15 protein-coding genes and 1 pseudogene are annotated in these 20,844 nt (G+C 70.4%); 7 read left to right on the top strand and 9 right to left on the bottom strand.

Translation table 11 applies throughout. The features are described 5' to 3' along the window. The first annotated feature begins 1 nt into the window (after position 1). A complete protein-coding gene (locus BN39_RS22130; protein WP_019201575.1) occupies positions 2 to 865 on the top strand; it encodes a hypothetical protein in 864 nt (287 codons plus the stop codon). Between the two features lie 18 nt (positions 866 to 883). Here the strand turns inward: BN39_RS22130 and BN39_RS06550 are convergent, their stop codons facing one another. Next, the gene (locus BN39_RS06550) at positions 884 to 1,390 is read right to left on the bottom strand and encodes a TetR/AcrR family transcriptional regulator (protein WP_019201574.1); all 507 of its coding nucleotides are present in this window, start codon (positions 1,388 to 1,390) and stop codon (positions 884 to 886) included. A gap of 30 nt (positions 1,391 to 1,420) precedes the next feature. Between BN39_RS06550 and BN39_RS06545 the strand changes: the two genes are divergently transcribed. Continuing rightward, positions 1,421 to 2,563 (top strand): FAD-dependent monooxygenase, encoded by a 1,143-nt coding sequence (locus BN39_RS06545; RefSeq protein ID WP_019201573.1) that lies wholly within the window; start codon positions 1,421 to 1,423, stop codon positions 2,561 to 2,563. Between the two features lie 14 nt (positions 2,564 to 2,577). Here BN39_RS06545 and BN39_RS06540 read toward each other — a convergent pair whose 3' ends face one another. Further along, the gene (locus BN39_RS06540) at positions 2,578 to 3,774 is read right to left on the bottom strand and encodes a TetR/AcrR family transcriptional regulator (RefSeq protein WP_019201572.1); all 1,197 of its coding nucleotides are present in this window, start codon (positions 3,772 to 3,774) and stop codon (positions 2,578 to 2,580) included. Positions 3,775 to 3,908: 134 nt separating this feature from the next. On the opposite strand from BN39_RS06540, the gene BN39_RS06535 reads away from it, so the two are divergent. Next, positions 3,909 to 4,838 carry an oxygenase MpaB family protein gene (locus BN39_RS06535; protein ID WP_019201571.1) on the top strand — a complete coding sequence of 310 codons (930 nt, stop codon included), beginning with the start codon at positions 3,909 to 3,911 and terminating at the stop codon, positions 4,836 to 4,838. A gap of 57 nt (positions 4,839 to 4,895) precedes the next feature. Here the strand turns inward: BN39_RS06535 and BN39_RS06530 are convergent, their stop codons facing one another. Together BN39_RS06530 and BN39_RS06525 are read right to left on the bottom strand one after the other, a co-directional pair. Then, positions 4,896 to 6,032 (bottom strand): acyl-CoA dehydrogenase family protein, encoded by a 1,137-nt coding sequence (locus BN39_RS06530; protein ID WP_019201570.1) that lies wholly within the window; start codon positions 6,030 to 6,032, stop codon positions 4,896 to 4,898. A gap of 93 nt (positions 6,033 to 6,125) precedes the next feature. Then, complete coding sequence (locus tag BN39_RS06525) at positions 6,126 to 7,709, bottom strand: long-chain-fatty-acid--CoA ligase (protein WP_019201569.1); 1,584 nt, start codon at positions 7,707 to 7,709, stop codon at positions 6,126 to 6,128. Between the two features lie 110 nt (positions 7,710 to 7,819). On the opposite strand from BN39_RS06525, the gene BN39_RS06520 reads away from it, so the two are divergent. Together BN39_RS06520 and BN39_RS06515 are read left to right on the top strand one after the other, a co-directional pair. Beyond that, entirely contained in the window at positions 7,820 to 9,028 is a 1,209-nt protein-coding gene (locus tag BN39_RS06520; RefSeq protein WP_019201568.1) for an acetyl-CoA C-acetyltransferase, read from the top strand. A 33-nt stretch (positions 9,029 to 9,061) separates the two neighbouring features. After that, a complete protein-coding gene (locus BN39_RS06515) occupies positions 9,062 to 11,233 on the top strand; it encodes a 3-hydroxyacyl-CoA dehydrogenase NAD-binding domain-containing protein (RefSeq protein WP_019201567.1) in 2,172 nt (723 codons plus the stop codon). Positions 11,234 to 11,339: 106 nt separating this feature from the next. On the opposite strand, the gene BN39_RS22125 is transcribed toward BN39_RS06515, so the two are convergent. The 3 genes from BN39_RS22125 to BN39_RS06500 all read right to left on the bottom strand — a co-directional run bounded on the left by BN39_RS22125 (position 11,340) and on the right by BN39_RS06500 (position 13,853). Then, a complete protein-coding gene (locus BN39_RS22125) occupies positions 11,340 to 11,840 on the bottom strand; it encodes a DUF805 domain-containing protein (RefSeq protein WP_019201566.1) in 501 nt (166 codons plus the stop codon). 265 nt (positions 11,841 to 12,105) lie between these two features. Beyond that, positions 12,106 to 12,867, bottom strand: coding sequence for an enoyl-CoA hydratase-related protein (locus tag BN39_RS06505; protein ID WP_019201564.1), 762 nt, complete (start codon positions 12,865 to 12,867; stop codon positions 12,106 to 12,108). After that, a complete protein-coding gene (locus BN39_RS06500; protein WP_019201563.1) occupies positions 12,864 to 13,853 on the bottom strand; it encodes a nitronate monooxygenase family protein in 990 nt (329 codons plus the stop codon). Before BN39_RS06500 ends, BN39_RS06505 begins: the two co-directional genes overlap by 4 nt. 127 nt (positions 13,854 to 13,980) lie before the next feature. Here BN39_RS06500 and BN39_RS06495 point away from each other — a divergent pair, with 127 nt between their 5' ends. Then, positions 13,981 to 15,471 (top strand): aldehyde dehydrogenase family protein, encoded by a 1,491-nt coding sequence (locus BN39_RS06495; protein WP_019201562.1) that lies wholly within the window; start codon positions 13,981 to 13,983, stop codon positions 15,469 to 15,471. 63 nt (positions 15,472 to 15,534) lie between these two features. Then, positions 15,535 to 16,611: pseudogene (locus BN39_RS24050) on the top strand (hypothetical protein); the annotation flags it as partial. A gap of 158 nt (positions 16,612 to 16,769) precedes the next feature. Here the strand turns inward: BN39_RS24050 and BN39_RS22700 are convergent. Both BN39_RS22700 and BN39_RS06485 read right to left on the bottom strand, forming a co-directional pair. Next, positions 16,770 to 18,431 carry a glycosyltransferase 87 family protein gene (locus BN39_RS22700; protein ID WP_081585942.1) on the bottom strand — a complete coding sequence of 554 codons (1,662 nt, stop codon included), beginning with the start codon at positions 18,429 to 18,431 and terminating at the stop codon, positions 16,770 to 16,772. Continuing rightward, positions 18,428 to 20,800, bottom strand: a complete 2,373-nt coding sequence (locus BN39_RS06485) for a transglycosylase domain-containing protein (protein WP_371190626.1) — start codon at positions 20,798 to 20,800, stop codon at positions 18,428 to 18,430. Before BN39_RS06485 ends, BN39_RS22700 begins: the two co-directional genes overlap by 4 nt. Between the last annotated feature and the right edge of the window lie 44 nt (positions 20,801 to 20,844).

Below are 20,844 nucleotides of genomic sequence, written 5' to 3'. Positions count from 1 at the left end.
AATGACCGACGACGCCACGCCCGAGAACCCCGAGACCGCCGATGCGGAGGCCCCGGAGAGCCCGGAGCCGGAGGGCGCCGCCGCGGACGCGGACTCCCCCACGCCTCAGGAGGAGGCCGCCGACGGTGACGCCGCGGACGCGAAGGCCGACACCGGGACTCCCTCCCCGAACGCCGAGAAGGCGTCGGAGAAGAAGGCCGTCAGCACCCCGAAGCGGTCGGCCCCCGGTGACACCGCCGGGAGGGCGCCCGCCCGCGCGGCCGCGGAGCCCGCGCGCGCTGCGGCACCGTCGTCGACGCGGACCGTGGCACTCACCGTCGTGGTCACGCTCCTCGCGATCCTGGCCGGCGTCTCCACCTTCTTCGCGTTCCGCTATCACGGCGAGCTGCGGGACACCCAGCAGGCTGCGGCGGACCGGACGCACGCCGAGGACGTCGCGGGGAAGTACGCCACCAGCGTGTCGAGCCCGAACTACAACGACCTCGCGCCGTGGCTCTCGGCGTTGAAGGCCAATGCCTCCGAGGACGTCGCGAAGCGGTTCGACGCCATCGCCGAGACCATGCGGCAGATCCTCGTCCCCATGCGCTACGTCGCCACGGGGAGCAAACTCGTCGTCACCAAGGTGACGAACGAGGCCGACGGGACCTACAAGGTGACCGCAGTGGTGGAGGTGTCCGCGACCACCGTGGTGGCGCCTCAGGGCACCGTCGCCACCACGGCCTACGACATCACCGTGGACCGGGACCAGGACTGGAAGATCACCGACGTCGGGACACAGGCCGGCGGTTTCCCCGGAACGGGTGCCGCGCCCGGCGGTGCCACCCCGTCGTCCCCCGCCGCCCCCGCGCCCGCTCCGGGCGGCTGACCGACGCCGTCGCGGGCATCACGACGGCCGGCCCCCGACGAACCGCTCGATGATCGGCCGCGGATCGACCGCCGGGTCGGTCGGACCGTGGCGGCGGAGGACCGCGTCGAGAAGGTGACCGTCGAGCGCGGCGACCAGCGAGGCCGCATCGGCCGCCGCCATCCCCCTCTCCTCGAGAGCGGTGACGAAGGCGTCCCTGCCACGAGTCAGGTCCGCTGCCAGCTCGGCGTCGTGGAAGGACGCCACGATCAGTTCGTACCGCGCACGGGTGAACGCGGCGTCCGGCCCCACCCAGCGACGGACCTGCTCTTCGGGAGTCTCTCCCTTGCGGGGCCGGTCGAGCTCCAGCAGGCGCGCGACCATGGCTCGCACGAGTCCGCGCTGATCCCCGAAGTGGTGTCGCGCGCTGCCGTGCGGCACCCCCGCCACGTCCTCCGCCGCCCGCACCGACCAGCCCCGGAATCCCACGCCACCGAGCAGTTCGAGCCCGGCGTCGAGCAGGCGATCGGGCGTCGATTTCTCCATATGGAGAAGATACCGTGTTAGCCTTTCTCCATGCGGAGAAACGACTCCCTGAGCGTCCTCATCGCCGGTGCCGGGATCGGCGGGCTCGCACTCGCCGGCGCCCTGCACCGGGCGGGCGCGCGCGTCACCGTCGTCGAACGTGCCGAGTGTTTCGGTCAGGCCGGGTCCGGGCTATCCCTGTTCGGCAACGGATTCCGCGCGATCGACGCGCTGGGCATCGGCGATCTGGTGCGCGGGACCGTGGCCGACGGTCCACCGACCGGCACCTCCGGGAGCCGCACCCCGGACGGCACCTGGCTGGTCCGCTTTCCGCCGCGCACCGTCTCCGAGCTCCGCGTCGTGGACCGCACCGAACTGCACGCGGCGCTGCTCGCGGGTGCCGACGGGGTGGAGATCCTCACCGGTGCGGCGGTCGTCGGCGCCGATGACACGGGCGTTCGGCTCGAGGGCGGAGGACGACTCGGCGGCTTCGACCTCGTGGTGGGCGCCGACGGGTTGCGCAGCGGGGTGCGCGCCGGATGGCCGGGCACCCCGCGCCCCGCATACGCGGGATACGGCTCGTGGCGCGGGATCACCCGGCATGCCATCCAGCTCGACGGTGGTGGCGAGACTCTGGGCAGGGGACGACGTTTCGGCATGGTCCCACTCCGAGACGGCCGGGTGTACTGGTTCGCCTCGATCTCCGCACCGGAGCACGCACGGCCCGGCCTCGCGGTCCTGCGCTCCACTTTCGGGGGCTGGCACGATCCGATCGGCGCCGTCCTCGCCGCGACCGACGAGGACGCGATCTCCTATCTCCCGATCGAGTTCCTCGCCCCGCCGCTCCGTCGCTACGTGCACGGCCGCCGCGTGCTGCTCGGCGACGCGGCGCATGCCATGACGCCCGATCTCGGCCAGGGCGCCAACCAGGCGCTGGAGGACGCCGCGGTACTCGCATCCGTACTCGCGCCGTCGGCGGCGGCACCCCACGAGGGCACCGTCGACGCGGCGCTGCAGGACTACGACCGGCGACGACGCCGCCGGAGCCAGGCGATCGCCGCCCAGGCCCGAACACTGGGTCGTGTGGCGCAGGCCGCGGGGCCGATCGCGATGACCCGTGACGCCCTCATGCGGATCGCTCCGGGCGCGGTGGCGGCACGGCAGGTCGCCCGGATACAGGACTGGAGGCCGTGACCGGCCGGACGCCGTTACTCCGCGGGCGTGGACCCGATGAGGACGGCACAGACCATGGCGAAGACCTCCGCCTGGAAGGCCGGCTCGTCGTCGAAGCGGCGGGTGCGGCCGACGTCGAAGACGACCGCGAACGCGGCGTGCACGAGGAAGGTGGCCTCGGCGGCGCTGATCTCGGGACGCACCGCGACCACGGCATCGGCGAATGCGGCGATGTTGGCGCGCTGCACGGCCGCGAGGCGACTGCGCTCCGCGTCGGGCACGTTGCCGATCTCGCGGAAGTAGACCGTCATCACCTTCGACGACTGGAACGACAACTGCACGTACGCCTGAGCGAGTTCCGCGAGCCGGTCCCGCGGGTCCGCTTCGCTGCTCAGCACCTTCTCGATGGCGCTCGAGGTGGCCTGCCCCGCCCGCTCCAATGCGGCCACCAGGATGCCCGCCTTGTTCGGGAAGTACCGGTACATGCCCGACGGGACGATGCCGGCCGCCTGCCCGATCTGGCCCATGCTCACGTTGTGGAAGCCGTGCGCGAAGATCAGCTCGATCGCCTCGTCGAGGACCTGGCCCTGCCGCCCGGCATCGGGCTCGGGCGCGGGCTCCGGCGCCACGGCGTACGCGGTGGGCGGCGCCGGCAGCGCGAGCACCGCACGCGCCGCGTCCAGCAGGACCGCCTCCGCGCGCTTCTGGGCGAGGATGGTTCGGTGCGCGGTGACGCTGCCCGTCACGCTGATCGCCGCGACGCTGCGCAGCTCCAGGTCGGACCGGGCGACACCCGGTAGCGCGGGCTCGGCACCGTCGGCCACCGTGTGCACCATCTGCGTGAGCTGGGCCCGGATCCGGGCCCTGTCGTCGCCCTCGAGGAGGCGCTGCTCCCAGCGGAACAGGCCACCGGTGTTGCGGCGCTCGAACGAGACCTTGAGCGCCGCGTCGAGCATCGCGTCCACCCGCGCGGGCGCGGGCTGCCCCTCCGTGGCCTCCGAGGCGTCGGATACCGCCGAGGTCAGCGCGTCGGACGCGGTGGTGATCGCGTGCTCGAGCAGCGCGTACTTGTTCGGGAAGTGCCGGTAGACGGCCGGCCCGGAGATGTCCAGGGAGGCGGCGATCTCCTCGATGCCGACCCCGTGATACCCCCGCCGGGAGAAGTCCTCCGCCGCCACCCGCGCGATCTGTTCGCGCCGGTCCTTCGGGCGCTTCCGCCGCACCTGGGTCACTAGCCGTCTCCTTTTCGAGGTCCGCGTACGAGCGTACTCACTGACGCTCGTGCGATCGCGGTGTACCGTCAAGGGTATAAGTAAGTGAACATTCACACACCGCTTCGGTGCGAACAACTCGGAGGAAATCGCACATGACCACGAGCGCTGAGCCGCTGCCGGGCGTTGCCGCCGTGCCCGCCGCCCCGTCGAAGCCGGCCGACCCCGTCGCCGCCGGGTACCGCATCCCCCTCCGGGTGCCGCAGCGGCGCTCCGACCTGTTGACCACCCTGGCGGACGCGCTGGACTCGCCGTCGGCCACCGCCGGCCCGGCCAACGTCGTCATGCAGCTGATCGATCCCCCCGTCGCCTACGGCGTCATGGAGTCGCCGGTCGAGTCCGGCGCTCTCTACAAGCACCCGATCAAGCGCAGCCGCACCACCTTCACCTACCTGGCGGTCGCGATCCTCGGGAACGCCGCGGACAAGGCCGTGTACCGGGCCGCGGTGGACACCTCGCACCGGCAGGTGCGCAGCACCGACAAGAGCCCCGTGAAGTACAACGCGATGAACCGTGACCTGCAGCTGTGGGTCGCGATGTGCCTCTACATCGGGTTCGAGGACACCCACCAGCTGCTGCACGGCCGGATGAGCCCGGAACAACGCGCCCTGTTCTACCGGGACGCGGCGCCGCTCGGCACCACGCTCCAGGTGCACCCCGACCAGTGGCCCGCCACCCCGGAGGCGTTCGACACGCTGTGGATCGAGATGTGCGAGCAGCGGATCGCGCCCACCGACGAGACCCGGGACTACCTCCGGCAGCTCGTGGACCTCACGTTCGTGGGCGCCGTCCCGGCGCCGCTCAAGGTCTTCTCCCGGTTCCAGACGGCCGGCTTCCTCGCCCCGGCGTTCCGCGAGGCGATGGAGGTGCGGTGGACCGACTCCGACCAGCGCAGGTTCGACCTGTTCTGGCGGATCGTCGCCGTGGGCAACCGGTTCACGCCGCAGGTGCTCCGCCGCCTGCCGTACCAGCTGCTGCTGACCGACATGCGCGTGCGCAACCGCCTGGGCCGCCCGCTCGTCTGAGCCGACAGAGGAAGGCGCCCACCGGGATCCGGTGGGCGCCTTCGTCGTTCACGCGATTCAGAGACCGTAGGTCTTGCCGATGATGTCGCGCTGGATCTCGTTCGTGCCGCCGTAGACGGTGGAGATGATCGCCCCGCGCATGATCGCCTCCATGTCGAACTCGGTGGCGTAGCCGTAGCCGCCCATCATCTGCATCCCGTCGATCGCCATCTTCTTGGACACCTCAGTGGCCTTGAGTTTGGCCATCGACGCCTGCCGCGGCAGCAGCGCGGCGGGATTCGCCGCGACCTGGCGCGCCACGTCGTGCACGAGCAGCCGGGTGCACTCGATCTCGGTCGCATGGTCGGCCAGACGGTGCTTGAGCGCTTGGAAGCCGCCCACGGGCCGGCCGAACTGCTTGCGCTCGGTGACGAACTTCAGGGTGTCGTCGAACGCGCGACGGGCGACGCCGAGCTGCATGGCACCCAGGATGAGCCGCTCGGTGTTGAGCCCGGCCATCAGCTGCCGCCAGCCCTGGTCGACGGTGCCGACCACCGCGTCCTCGGGGAGCTCGCAATCGGCGAAGTAGAGGTCGTTCACCTCGCGCCCGCCCAGGGTGTCGATGCCTTTGATGGTCAGCCCCGGGGTCTCCCGGGGCACGTGGAACATCGTGAGCCCCTCGTGCTTGTTCTCGCCGCGGGTGGTTCGGGCCACCAACAGGATGTTCTCGGCGAAGTGAGCGTTGGAGCACCACGTCTTCTGGCCGTTGATCAGCCAGCCGTTCGACGTCTTCTCCGCCTTGCAGACCAACCCGCCCACGTCGGAGCCCGCCTCGGGCTCGGACATCGAGATCGACTGCGAGGCCCCGCGGACGATGCCCGAGAGCACCTCCTTCTTCTGGGCGTCGGTGCCGAACTTCTCGTAGGCGGCGCCGGTGATGATGGTGGGCCCGATGCCCCCGACCGGCGCCAGGTTGTACGCGAGGTGTTCGAGCAGTACCACCATGTCGACGGCGTCCCCCGCCGAGCCGCCGTACTCCTCCGGCACCGTCACCCCGAGATAGCCGAGCTCGGCGAGCTTGTCGTAGAACGCCTGGCTGTGCAGCTCTCGGCCGCCGTCGGTGAGCGCGTCGCGCTGCGCCCGGGTGCCGGCCTCGCGCTGGCACAGATCGTCGATGGCAGCGCCGAACGCGCGCTGCTCGTCGGTGAGGGTCATGGATCTCCTTCCGTGGGCGTCCGCCCGTTCCAGGTTAGAGAATGCTCTCTAACTTCTGCAAGGCCGACCACGCGCCCACGCCTCCGCCCGGGCTCAGCCGAACTGCTGCCGGAGGGCCGGCTTGGTGATCTTGCCCGTGGGATTGCGGGGCAGGGCCTCGACGACCACCAGATCGCGCGGATGCTTGTAGCGGGCGATGTGATCGGTAAGGAACTCGGACAGCGTGGCGGTGTCGAGCTCCGCCCCCTCCTTGAGCTGCACGACCGCCACCACGGCCTCGCCCCAGCGCTCGTCGGGGCGGCCGATCACGGCGACCTCGGTGACGTCCGGATGAGCGGCCACCGCGTTCTCGACCTCCTGCGAATAGATGTTCTCGCCGCCCGAGATGATCATGTCCTTGGCTCGGTCCACGACGTAGACGAAGCCCTCGTCGTCCATCCGCACCAAGTCGCCCGAGTGGAACCAGCCACCGTCGAACGCCTCCCGGGTGGCGTCCAGGTTGTTCCAGTACCCCGACATCATGTTGGGCCCGCGGTAGACGATCTCGCCGATCTCGCCGCGCGGCACGTCGTTGCCGTCCGCGTCGACCACGCGCGCGGCGACAGTGCGCACCACCTTGCCGACGGAGCCGAACTTGCGCAGGGCGTCCGCTCCCGACAGGGCACAGGTGACCGGCGACATCTCCGTCTGGCCGAACACGGCGCAGATCTCGGCGTCGGGGAACGTGGCCTCGAGGTCGCGCAGGAGGGTCTCGCTGGCCGCCGCCGCGCCCCACCAGACGAACCGGAGTTTGAGGTCGCGCGGCCGGGCCTTCTGCTCGGCCACCGCGAGCTGCCACTGCATCGGCACCATGAACATGCTGGTGATGCCCTCGCGCTCGAGCGCGTCCAGCGTCTGTGCCGGATCGAACGCCCCCAGCGGGAAGATCACCGAGGTCAGGCCCTGCAGGAAGGCGGTGGACAGCACGCCGAAGCCCGCGATGTGGAACATGGGCACGGCGATCGCGCCCACCGCGTCGGGGTCGACGGAGCCTGGGGCCACCAGGTTGTTCCAGCCCTGCGCCAGCATGTTGACGTGGGTGAGCACCGCGCCCTTCGGGCGGCCGGTGGTGCCGGAGGTGTACATGATCAGGGCCGGCGAGTCCTCGGGGACGTCGATCCGCGGATCGGGCCGCCCCTCCCCCACGAGGTCCTCGAAGCCGAGCGCCCCGGCGGCCTCGTCGGCACCGTCGAACCGGATGCGCAGGCCGAACTCGGCGCCGCCGGCGGCGACGCCCGCGACCAGCGGGTCGAACGGGGCCTCGTAGACGACGGCGCTGCACCGCGTGTCCTGCACCAGGTACGCGACCTCGGGCGGGGCCATGCGGAAGTTCACCGGCACCGCGATCGCGCCCAGTGCCGTGACGCCGAGCGCGGCCTCCACGTATTCGATGCGGTTGAGCCCGAGGATCAGCACCCGGTCACCGAAGCCGATCCCGCGCGCGGCGAGTGCGGCGGCGAAGGCGCCCACGCGTTCGGCGAACTGCGCCCAGGTGCGGTCGGTGTCGAGGAACCGCAGCGCCGTCTGCTCGCCGCGCATGACGGCGTGATTGCGGATCTGGTTGTTCCACGTGTTTCGTTGCGACGCGCGGGGCTCCTCGGAGCGGGGGAACCACGCGATGTTCTCTTCAGCGGTCATGTATGCGATTGTGTTCTAGAACATGTTCGACCGGGGCCGAATCGCTGAAAGTTAGAGAATAGTGATTCACTTGTAACCAACCCTGACGGACAGAACCAGGAAGGAACACCGTGTCCGACGCTTACATCTACGAGGCCATCCGTACGCCACGCGGCAAGCAGCGCGGCGGATCGCTGCACGCCACCAAGCCGATCGACCTGGTCGTCGGCCTGATCGACGAGGTCAAGACCCGTTTTCCGACGCTCGATCCCGCCGATGTCGACGACATCGTGCTGGGCGTAGTCTCCCCCATCGGCGAGCAGGGCGGCGTGATCCCCCGGGCCGCCGCGATGGCCGGCGGCCTGCCGGACACCGTGGCCGGCGTGCAGCTCAACCGCTTCTGCGGTTCGGGCCTGGAGGCCACCAACACCGCGGCGCAGAAGGTGCGCTCGGGCTGGGACCAGCTGGTGTTCGCCGGCGGCGTGGAGTCCATGTCCCGCGTACCGATGGGCTCCGACGGTGGCCCGATGTTCCAGGACGTCACCACCAACTACGACACGTACTTCGTGCCGCAGGGCATCGGCGCCGACCTGATCGCCACCATCGAGGGCTTCAGCCGCGACGACGTGGACGAGTTCGCCGCGCAGTCGCAGGCCAACGCCGCCAAGGCGTGGGACGAGGGCCGCTTCGCCAAGTCCGTCGTCCCCGTCAAGGACATCAACGGCCTCACCGTGCTGGACAACGACGAGCACCGCCGCCCCGGCACCACCGCCGAGAGCCTCGGCAAGCTCAAGCCGGCCTTCGAGGGCATCGGCGCGATGGGCGGCTTCGACTCGGTGGCGCTGCAGAAGTACTACACCGTGGAGAAGATCAACCACGTCCACACGGGCGGTAACAGCTCGGGCATCGTCGACGGTGCCGCGCTGCTGCTGATCGGCAACGAGGCGGGCGGCAAGAAGGCGGGTCTCACCCCGCGCGGCCGCATCGTGTCCACCGCCGTCACCGGCTCGGACCCCACCATCATGCTCACCGGCCCCACCCCGGCCACCGAGAAGGCCCTCGCGCTCGCGGGCCTCACCAAGGACGACATCGACGTGTGGGAGCTCAACGAGGCCTTCGCGTCCGTCGTCATGAAGTGGATGAAGGACTTCAAGCTCGACCGCGAGCAGGTCAACGTCAACGGCGGCGCGATCGCGCTGGGCCACCCCCTGGGCGCCACCGGCGCCATGCTGGTGGGCACCGTGCTCGACGAGCTCGAGCGCACCGGTGGCCGCTACGGCCTGATCACCCTCTGCATCGGCGGCGGCATGGGCATCGCCACCATCATCGAGCGCCTCTGACCGGCCGGAAGACTACGGAGAATACGAACCACCATGGCTGACAACATGATCCGCTGGGACCAGGATGCCGACGGCATCGTCGTGCTGACGATGGACGATCCCACCAGCTCCGCGAACACCATGAACGACCTGTACCGCGAGTCGATGGCCGCCACCATCGACCGCCTCGAGGCCGAGAAGGACTCGATCACCGGCGTCGTCATCACCTCCGCGAAGAAGACCTTCTTCGCCGGCGGCAACCTGGGCATGATCCGCCAGGCCACGAAGGCCGAGGCGCAGCAGGTCTTCGACAACGTCGAATCGATGAAGGCGCAGCTGCGCCGACTGGAGACCCTCGGCAAGCCGGTCGTGGCCGCGATCAACGGCGCTGCGCTCGGCGGCGGCCTCGAGATCGCCCTGGCCACGCACCACCGCATCGCCGCGGACGCCCGTGGCTCGCAGATCGGCCTCCCCGAGGTCACCCTCGGCCTGCTCCCCGGCGGCGGCGGCATCGTCCGCACCGTGCGGCTGCTCGGCCTGCAGGGCGCCCTCATGGGCGTGCTGCTGCAGGGCACCCGCATGAAGCCGGCGAAGGCCAAGGAGGTGGGCCTGGTCCACGAGGTCGTCGGCACCGTCGAGGAGCTCGTGCCCGCCGCCAAGGAGTGGATCAAGGCGAACCCCGAGGGCGGCGTGCAGCCCTGGGACGTCAAGGGATTCAAGATCCCCGGCGGCTCCCCCAACTCGCCCGCCATCGCCGCCAACCTGCCCGCGTTCCCGTCGAACCTGCGCAAGCAGCTCAAGGGCGCGCCGATGCCGGCGCCGCGCGCGATCATGGCCGCGGCCGTCGAGGGCGCGCTCGTCGACTTCGACACCGCCAGCGTGATCGAGGGCCGGTACTTCACCTCGCTGGCCACCGGCCAGGTCTCGAAGAACATGATCAAGGCGTTCTTCTTCGACCTGCAGCACATCAACGGCGGCGGCTCGCGGCCCGACGGGCACGACAAGTACCAGGCCAAGAAGGTCGGCGTCATCGGCGCCGGCATGATGGGCGCGGCCATCGCTTACGTCTCGGCCAAGGCCGGCATCGACGTGGTGCTCAAGGACGTCTCGCTGGAGGCCGCGCAGAAGGGCAAGGCCTACTCCGAGAAGCTCGAGGAGAAGGCTCTGGCCAAGGGCCGCACCACCGCCGAGAAGTCGGCGGAGCTGCTGGGCCGGATCACCCCCACCGTGGACGCCGCCGATTTCGCAGGCGTCGACCTCGTGATCGAGGCCGCGTTCGAGTCCGTCGAGGTCAAGAACAAGGTCTTCCAGGAGATCGAGGACGTCGTCGAGCCCGACGCCGTCCTGGGGTCGAACACCTCGACGCTGCCGATCACCATCCTGGCCGAGGGCGTCAAGCGCTCGGAGGACTTCATCGGCATCCACTTCTTCTCCCCCGTGGACAAGATGCCGCTGGTCGAGATCATCCGCGGCGAGAAGACCTCGGATGCGGTGCTGGCCAAGGTGATCGACTACACCCTGCAGATCAAGAAGACGCCGATCGTGGTCAACGACAGCCGCGGCTTCTTCACCTCGCGGGTGATCGGCACGTTCGTCAACGAGGCGATCGCCGCCGTGGGCGAGGGCGTGAGCCCCGTGCTGATCGAGCAGGCCGGCCAGCAGGCCGGTTACCCGGCGGCGCCGCTGCAGCTGATGGACGAGCTCACGCTGACCCTGCCGCAGAAGATCCGCAAGGAGACCCGCGCCGCGGCCGAGGCCGCGGGCACCCCGCTCCCGGCGCACGGCTCCGACGCCGTGGTCGACGCGATGGTGGACGCGGGCCGCACCGGACGCAAGGACGGCGCCGGCTTCTACGACTACGTGGACGGCAAGCGGACCGCGCTGTGGCCGGGCCTCAAGGACCTGTTCCCCGCGGGGCAGGACATCCCGTTGCAGGACATGATCGATCGGATGCTGTTCGCCGAGTCGCTGGAGACGGTGCGCTGCTTCGACGAGGGCGTGCTCACCTCGGTGGCCGACGCCAACATCGGCTCGATCTTCGGCATCGGCTTCCCGGCCTGGACCGGCGGCGTCATGCAGTACATCAACGGCTACACCGCTGCCGACGGCACGGTGGGCCCGAAGGCCTTCGTCGCCCGCGCCCGCGAGCTGACGAAGTACGGCGCGCAGTTCGAGCCGCCGGCCTCGCTGGTCGCGAAGGCCGAGGCCGGCGAGACCTACGAGTAGGACTCACCCCGCCTCAGCACACGGGAAGGCCCGGCTCCGATCATCCTCGGAGCCGGGCCTTCCGGCATCGCAGCCGCGATCGACCGCTGCGATCACGCGTCGGCGGTCACAGCGGGCCGTCCTCGATCGACGCTTCCGAAGCGGCGGAGTCGATCTCGTCGAACCGCTTCCCCGCCGCGCTCGTGGGGAGCAGGCCGATCACCGCGAACGCGGCGGTCACCACCACGGTGCTCACCATGTCCGGCGCCAGCACCCTGAGCGCGAGACCGGCGACGAGGAGCGCCAGGTACCACCAGCCGGAGACGTTGGCGTCGTGCAGCCGCCGGACGCCGAGCGCGATCGTGCCGAACGACAGGACCATCGTCGCGAGGGCCACGGCGATCGCGGACACCGTGAGGAACACCGCGGCGGTCTCGCCGACGGAATCGCCTGCCCACGACAGTCCGTAGGTCACGAGCCACAGCCCCGTGATCAACAGCTGCGGCCACCAGAACTCGCTGCGCGAGGCTCGGCCGTCACCCACGAAGTACTTGCGGAAGAGCCGGGACAGCGCCTCCCCGAAGGACGCCCGGTACAGCGGCAGTGCGAGATCCGCCCGGGCCGTCACGATCCCGCGCCCCGCGCCGGGGTGCCGGGCACCGTCGGACCGTCGAAACGGACACCCCGCCCGGCGGCGTCGGACTGATCGACGGTCATAGCGCCCCCTTTCATCATCTCGAAATATCTGATGCTGAATTTAAGGCAAGTGATGGTTAACCGCAACCGGGGTAGCGGGATGTGACGAGGAGCTCGTGGCCGGCTCCGGATACACGAACCCCGCGACGCGGCACACGTCGCGGGGTCGTGCGTACCTCGAGGGGTTGAGGTACGGGTCAGCGGGCGAAAGCCGGGCGGCGCTTGCCGAGCATCGCCGCCACCCCCTCGCGATGATCGTCGGACTCGAGGAGTTCCACCTGCGCCGCGGTCTCGCGCTGCAGCGCACCGTCGAGCCGGTCCAGGGTGGCAGCGTTCACGGCGCGCTTGGTGGCGGCGATCGCGTCGCGCGGCCCGGCGGCCAGCTGCGCGGCCGCGTCGGCCACCGCACCGTCGAGCTCGGCGTCCGGATGGACCGCCGTGACCATGCCCGAGGCCAGGGCCTCCGGCCCGTACACGCGGTTCCCCAGCAGGGCCATGCCCATCGCGCGGGTCCGGCCGACGACGCCCGGCACGAGCGCCGTGGTCCCGGCGTCGGGGATGAGGCCGATGCCAACGAACGGTAGGAGGAAGTAGGCGTCCTCGGCCATGAACACCAGGTCGCACGCGAGCGCGAGCCCGACGGCCATGCCCGCGCAGGGCCCGTTCACCTCGGCGATCACGGGGATCGAGGCCGAGGCGATGGCGCGGACGTACGAGTTCACCGAATCCAGCGCCTCCTGCGGCGTGGCGGGCTCGCCCGCCAGGTCGGCCCCCGTGCAGAAGGCCCTGCCCTGCCCGGTGATGACGACGACCCGGATCCCCGGGTCCGCATCCGCCTCGGTGATGAGCGCGGCGAGTTCCCGCGATGCGGAGACGCCGAAGGCGTTCATCCGCTGCGGCCGGTTGATGGTGATCGTCAGGACGCCGGAATCGACGCTGCGCAACAGGTCCTCGCTCATGCCACCGCCTCCGGTGCTCCCACCATGCCCCCGAGCCGCTGCGCGATGATGCGCCGCCCGTCGGCCACCATGCGCTCGATGAGGTCGGCCACCGTGGGGACGTCGTTGATGATGCCCTGGCACAGGCCGACGCTCCAGATCCCCGCCTCCACGTCCCCGTCCTCGAACACCTTCCGGCCGCGCGCACCCGCGACGAGGTGCCGGATGTCCTCGAACTCGCAGCCCTGCGCCTCCGTCTCCACCACCTCGATCGAGACGGAGTTCTTGGCGACGCGGGCCGTGTTCCGCAACGTGCGGAAGATCAGCTTCGTGTCGAGCTCCGAGTTCGCCACGATCTGTGCCTTGACCTCGGGCGCGATCGGGGACTCCACGGTGCACAGGAAGCGGCTGCCCATGTTGATCCCGTCCGCGCCGAGCGCGAGCGCCGCCACCATGCCGCGGGCGTCGGCGATGCCGCCCGACGCCAGGATCGGGATGTCCAGCGCGTCGGCCGCGGCGGGGATCAGGACGAGGCCCGGGATGTCGTCCTCACCCGGGTGCCCCGCGCACTCGAAGCCGTCGATCGACACCGCGTCCACGCCGATCGCCTGCGCCTTGAGGGCGTGCCGGACGCTGGTGCACTTGTGGATCACCTTGACGCCGTTGTCCTTGAGGTACGGCAGGAACTTCGCCGGGTTCGATCCCGCGGTCTCGATCACCCGCACCCCGGACTCGACCGCCGCGCGCAGGTACTCGTCGTAGGGCGGCGGATCGATCGTGGGCAGCACGGTGAGGTTCACGCCGAACGGCTTCGAGGTGAGCTCGCGGCACCGGGCGATCTCCGCCCGCAACGCCTCCGGGCTCGGCTGGGTGAGCGCGGTGATGATGCCCAGGCCGCCGGCTTCGGAGACCGCGGCGGCGAGCTCGGCCCGGCCGACCCACATCATGCCGCCCTGGACGATCGGGTACTGCACGCCGAGCAGTTCGGTGATCCGTGTGGAGAACATGGTCCGGAATCTAACACAACTGAGAGAACACTCTCTAACTTTTGAGAGTTCTCGATTCCCTGCCACTCCGGATCGACAGGCGCTACCATGCGGGAGAACAGGTACTAACTTCCGTGGAGGACCACCCATGACCGCAGCGCCCGATACCGCGTCCGGAGAACTCATCTCCACCGATCCCCGCACCGGCGCGGAGGTGGCCCGATTCCCCGTCGCCGACACCGCGGCGGTCGACGCCGCCGTGGCCCGGGCCAGGGACGCCGGGGCGTGGTGGGCCGGGCTCGACCCCAAGGCCCGCCGCAACTGGCTGCTCCGCTTCCGCGCCGAGCTGTCGCGCCGATCGGAGAAGCTCGCGGCCGTGATCTCGGCCGAGACCGGCAAGCCCGTCGACGATGCGCTGCTCGAGATCATGCTCGCGATCGTGCACCTGGACTGGGCCGCCAAGAACGCCGACCGGGTGCTCAAGCGCCGCGGTGTCGGCTCCGGGATGATGGGTGCGAACCTCGCCGCCACCGTCGAGTACCGGCCCTACGGCGTGATCGGCGTGATCGGCCCGTGGAACTACCCCGTCTACACACCGATGGGCTCGATCTCCTACGCGCTCGCCGCCGGCAACGCCATCGTGTTCAAGCCCAGCGAGCTGACGCCCGCCGTCGGGCAGTTCCTGGCGGACACCTGGAGCGCCGCCTGCCCCGCGCGGCCCGTGCTGCAGGTGGTCCACGGATCGGGCGCGACCGGCGCCGCGCTGTGCCGCTCGGGCGTGGACAAACTGGCCTTCACCGGCTCCGCGGCCACGGCCCGCACGGTCATGGCCAGCTGCGCCGAATCCCTCACCCCCGTCACCATCGAGGGCGGCGGCAAGGACGCGATGATCGTGGCCTCCGACGCCGACATCGACAACGCCGCCGACATCGCGGCGTTCGGCGCCTTCGGCAACGCCGGCCAGACCTGCGCCGGCGTCGAGCGCGTCTACGTGGTGGGCGACAAGTACGACGAGTTCGTGGAGAAGCTGGCCGCCAAGTCCCGCGACATCCACGGCGGCAGCGCCGACACCGACCAGTACGGCCCCGCCACCATGCCCAAGCAGCTGAAGATCATCGCCGACCACATCGACGACGCCCTCAACCGCGGCGGCCGCGCCCTGGTGGGCGGCCGGGAATCGGTGGGCGAGACCACCGTTCAGCCGGTGGTGCTGGTGGACGTGCCCGAGGACTCCCGGGCCGTCACCGAGGAGACCTTCGGGCCCACCGTCGTGGTGAACCGCGTTGCGAACGTCGACGAGGCGATCGCCCGCGCCAACGACAGCACCTACGGCCTCTCCGCCGCGATCATGACGAAGAACATCGGCAAGGGCCGCGAATGGGCCCGCAGCCTCCGCACCGGGGCGGTCGCGGTCAACTCGTTCCTCTCGTTCGCGTCCGTCCCCGCGCTGCCCTTCGGCGGCATCGGCGACTCCGGCTTCGGCCGCATCCACGGCGACGACGGCCTCCGCGAGTTCAGCCGCGTGCAGTCGGTGGCGGCGCAGAAGTTCGCGCTCCCGATGAACCTGCTCAGCTTCGACCGCAAGGAGCGGGACATGAAGACCGTGCGGATGATGCTGAGCAAGTTCTACGGCCGCTGACCGGGGCCCCCGCGCCGCGCCTGCCGGGAGGAGCCCGCGACCGCAGAGGATAAGGTGACGCTCATGCACCGTTCCGCGATCCGCCTCGACCGGGTCGCGTGGACCGTTCTGGGGCTCACCGCACTCGCCCTCGTCGTCGGCTACCTGATCAAGGCGCACTGCACCGGCGCGCCGTTCGACGAGTTCGGGCGCTCTCTGGGTTTCGCCGACACCCCCGGGCGGATCTGCTACTCCGACCTGCAGTTCCTGTGGAGCGGCCGGGACGTCAACAACCACGTCTTCCCGTACCTGACCGGCTGGATCGACGGCGACGGCAAGCTGCAGGGCGGCGCCATCGAGTACCCGGTGCTCAGCGGCCTGCTGTTCTGGGTGGGCGCGATCGGCGCGCACAACGACGCCCAGTTCCTCGCGCACATGGCGGTCCTGCTGGCGCCGTTCGGCCTGCTCACCGGTTGGATCCTGGCGAAGGTGTCGGGCCGCACCGCGGTCATCTGGGCGGTCACGCCGCCGCTCGCGATGTACGCCTTCCACAACATGGAGCTGCCCGTCGTGGCCGCGGCCACCGCCGCCTTCGGCGTGATGGCGTGGGCGGACCGCACGGGCGGGTCCATCCGGATACCGGCGATGGCGGCCGCCGCGATCCTGGCCGTCGGCTTCGACCTCAAGATCTATCCGGGCATCTTCGTCGCGCCCCTCGTGCTGTACGTGCTCACGCACGGGCGCAACGGCACCGTCGCACTACCCGACGGTGCCGGGCGCCGTGCCCGCGTCGACCTGCGGCTGCTCGACTGGTTCGGGGCCGCGGCGACCGCCGCGACGGCCGTGGTCGTCGCCGTCGCGATCAACGTGCCGTTCATGGTGTTCGGCTACGAGGGATGGCGCGCGTCGCTGAAGTTCCAGGAACTGCGCACGGCGGACCTGTCGACCAACTCCATCTGGTACTGGGGCGTGCGGGAGGCGTTCGGCGATCCCCGCGATTACGACGACTTCGTGGCCGGCGCCTCGCCGCTGCTCATCCTGATCGCCTTCGTCGTGGTCCTCGTGGCCGGGTGGTTCAGCTACCGCCGCACCGGCGTCTACCCGTGGCTCGGCGTGAGCGGCGCCATGCTGGCCGCGTTCATGCTCTTCCACAAGGTGCACTCACCGCAGTACGTGCTGTGGCTGCTGCCCTTCTTCGTCCTGCTCAAGGTGGACTGGCGGTACATCGCCACCTACCTGGTGTTCGACCTGAGCCTCGAACTCACGGTGTGGAACTACTTCTCCGAGCACGCGGCGGAGCAGCCCATCACCTGGTGGGTTCAGTGGGGCGTCTGGATCGGCGTATGGGGCCGGGCCGCGCTGCTGGCCGTGTTCGTCTGGTACCTGCCCCGCTGCGCGCTCCGGCTGCGCAGCGGGCCCGGCAGCGACTCCGAATCCGGCGCACCGTCGAGCACTCCCCCGGCCGGATCGTCGAGCGGCGGCGAGTACGGCCCCGGGAAGGTCGACCGCACCAGGTCCTCCTCCGGCCGGTAGATCTGTCGGATCACCAAGGCGCACAGCCCGATCACCGCGATGTCGCGGAGCAGGACCGTCACGGTGAACGCCTGCTCGGGCAGGCCCTTGTTCTGCATGCCGAGGAAGTACATCATCCGCGGCACCCACACCAGGGCGTCGATCGTCATCCACGCCAACAGGATCCGCGTGTGCGGGATCGCCAGCACCGCGAGCGGCACCAGCCACAGCGAGTACTGCGGGCTCCACACCTTGTTCACCAGGAGGAACCCGGCGACGATGAGGAACGCCAACTGCGCGACGCGGGGACGGCGCGGGGCCTTGAGCGCCAGGTAGGCCACGCCCGCGATCACGAACAGGAAGAGCACGAAGGTGATCCCGTTCGCCAGCGGCGACGCGCCGCCGCGCGGGCCCTCCCCGCCGAACACCCAGCCCCCCGTGAACGAGGAGACGACGGCGTAGATCGAATCCATGTCGACCGCGCGGATCGAGTTGCGGTGGAAGAACTCCCACCAACCCTGCGGCCACATCACGGCGACCGGCAGGTTCACCGCCAGCCACGCCGCCGCGGCGGCGGCGGAGGCGGTGACCCAGGGGCGGAGCCTGCCCGCGCGCAGGCACAGGAACAACAGCACCACGAGGATGAACACCGGGTACAGCTTGGCCGCGGTGCCGAGCCCCAGAACCACGCCGGCCCAGCCGGGTCGTCGCCGCGCCCACAACAGCATCCCGACGGCGGTCGCGGCCACGGCGATCGCGTCGAAGTTGGTGAACGCGTGCACGATCACCAGCGGCGACGCCGCCATGATCATCACGTCCCAGGGCCGCCGTCCGGCGCCGGACGATCGCGTGGTGGCCCAGATCGCGAGCAGCCAGAACATCGCGAGGCCCAGCGCGGAGACGGTGAAGAACAGCACCACCTCGATCGCCGCGGGGACGCCCCACTGCTCGTGCAGGTACGTCCACGCCTTCGCGATCCTCATCGACGCGTACTGGTACATGCCCGTGAGCACCGGGTACTCCATGTACCGCTCCTGCGGGGCCCCCGTGGCGTCGGTGTCGGTGAACTGCGTCTTGTAGGGCATGAGGCCCTCGTTGAGCCGCTCCGCCGAGTACAGCGGCACGGTGTCCGAGTAGCACATCGACACGTACGGCCGGCTGCCCGACCAGTCGAGCACCAGCTCGCCGTTCTCCGACTTCTGCTGCAGGCAACCGGCTTTGGTGGTCCAGCCGAGGGCGAGGAACAGGACGGCCACCAGCAGGATCAGCCGCAGCGGCGTGAAGAACCGCTGGAACCCGACCAGCGCGTGGGCCCCGACCGGGCCGCCCAGCGCCGTCGAGAAGTCCCGCGCGACCGGGTCGGTGTAACTGGGGATGTCGCGGTCGGGCTCGACGGCCGTCGCCGGGTCGTACGGACCCGGGCTGACGTGCAGCCGGTCGTCCTCGCGCTCCTCCTGGCCCGCCGTCACGGCACCGGTGTCTGGACCCTCGGAGGCACCGTCTGCCCCTGGTTGCCGCCGGTGCCGCCCGTCGCGCCACCGGTGCGGGGCCGCGGCGTGGTCTGGCCCGGGTACGTGGGGTACCCGTTGCCCGGCTGGGTCGTCGTCGGATCCCACGGGAAGGTCGGCATCGGCACGCCAGGCAGGCCCGGGACGGTGCGGCTGGTCTCCGAGCCGCTGGCGCCGGCGGACGCCGAGCCCGAACCGGAGGACCGGGTGGTGGTGCGGACCGCCTCCTGCGGCACGCCGGCCTGGCCGCCGATGGCGCCCGGCGTCGGGAAGGACTCGTAGTCGGAGCCGGAGAGCGCGCCGTCCATCGTCTGCTTCCAGACGGTGGCCGGGACGCCGGAACCGTAGATGTTGCCGCCCCACGCGTTCTCGATCGGCTTGCCCTCGTCGTTGCCGACCCACACGGCCGTCGAGATCGACGGGGTGTAGCCCACCATCCAGGCGTCCTTGTTCTGGCCGGTCTCCTGGTACTGCGCGGTGCCGGTCTTCGCGGCGGATGCGCGGCCACCGGCCAGCGCGTTGCCGTTGGAGTAGGACGCGATCGGCTGCAGCGCGGCCGTGGTGTTGTTCGCCACGTCGGCGCTGAACCGGCGCTCGCCCGGATCGTTCTGGCGGTCCAGCAGGGTGCGGCCGTCGGCCGTGACCACCTTGCTGATCAGGTGCGGGGCGCGGTAGATGCCCTGCGCGGCGAGGGTCGCGTAGCCGGAGGCCATGTCCAGCGGGCGGCTCTGGTACTGCCCGAGCACGACGCCGCCCTCGACGCCGCCCTCGGGCTGCTGCAACGTCTTGTCGATGCTGCCGAAGCTCTCGGCGACGCCGGCCTTGTGCGCCGCGTCCGCGACGGCTTGTGCCTGGCCGTTGAGGTCCATCATCAGCCGGTAGTACACGGTGTTCAGCGACATCTTCATCGCCGTCGCCAGGTTGCAGCTGCCGCAGGACTCACCCTCGGAGTTGGTCACCGTGACGCCCTGCGCCTTGAACGGCGAGGAGGAGTACACGCGGGACAGCGGGATGCCCTGTTCGAGGGCGGCGACCAGCGCGAACACCTTGAACGACGAACCGGACTGCAGGCCCGCCTGCACGCGGTCGTAGCCGTTGCCGTCCTCGCCGCCGTAGTAGGCGAGCACGCCGCCCGTCTTCGGGTCGACGGAGACGATCGCCGTCCGCAGATCGTCGGGCTGGTTCTCCCGCATGTTCCGCGCGGCCTTGACCGCCGAGGACTGCGCCTGCGGGTCGATGGTCGTGGTGATCTTGACGCCCTGGGTGTTGAGGGTCGCCTCGTCGATGCCCGCGTCCTTGAGCTCGCGCAGCACCTGGTTCTTGATCAGGCCGTTGGGGCCGGCGGAGAGATCGTCGCCGCTCTGCTTGTTGATCGGCTGCGTCTTGGGGAAGACGAGCTTCTGCCGCTGCGCCGGATCGATGGTCTTCATCCCGACCATGCCGTCGAGGACGTAGTTCCAGCGGTTCGTCGCGTACTCGGGGTTCGTCGCCGGGTCGTACATCGACGGCGCGCGCACCATGGCGGCCAGCAGCGCCGCCTGGTCGGGCTTGAGGTCCTTGGCGTTGACGTTGAAGAAGGCCTTGGCCGCGGACTGCACGCCGTAGGCGCCGCGTCCGAAGTAGATGGTGTTGAGGTAGGCCGCCATGATGTCGTCCTTGGCCCAGGAGCGCGACATCTTGGTCGAGATGATCAGCTCCTTCCACTTGCGCGTCAGGGAGGACTCGTCGCCGACCACGGCGTTCTTCACGTACTGCTGCGTGATGGTGGAGCCGCCGCCGGCGTCCTCCCCGTCGCCGGCCACGCCGGGCACGCGCTTCCACACGGCGCGCATGAAGCCCTTCATGGAGAAGCCGGGGTTCGTCTCGAACTCGCGGTCCTCGGCGGCCATCATCGCGTTCTTCATCACCGGCGGGATGTCCTGCGCGGGGATGATCTCGCGGTTGCCCTCGGGCGGCACGATGCGCGCCAGGGGCGTCGTGCCGTCCTTCATCGTGATCGTCGCGACCTGGTTGGTCGGGATCTCGCCGGGCTCGGGCACGTCCGCGCGCCAGTAGCCGATGGCGAACGCCAGGAGGCCCACCACCAGGATCACGGCGACGGCGGTCACGCCTGCCGTCAGTACACGTCGCACAGTCGATCCACCCATCAGGGCCCGCAGGCCCGTCTTGTCGTCGGGGTCGCCGGAATCGTCCGGCTCGTCGGGCCCGTCCCCGTCGCCCGGTCCGCCGCCACCGGGGCCGTCACCACCGGGGCCGTCACCGCCCGGGCCGTCGCCTCCGGATCCGCCGCCCGCGGCCGGGGGCGGAGTGGCCGCCGCACGGGGGGCGATCGGCGCGCCCTCCCGGGAGGGGCCGGGTGCGGGATTGTTCGGGT

Origin of the sequence: Tsukamurella sp. 1534, assembly GCF_000312385.1 — a bacterium.
In the GTDB taxonomy this organism is placed as follows: domain Bacteria; phylum Actinomycetota; class Actinomycetes; order Mycobacteriales; family Mycobacteriaceae; genus Tsukamurella.
The sequence above is the reverse complement of the archived record's forward strand: the minus strand, read 5'-3'. Positions and strand labels throughout refer to the sequence as shown.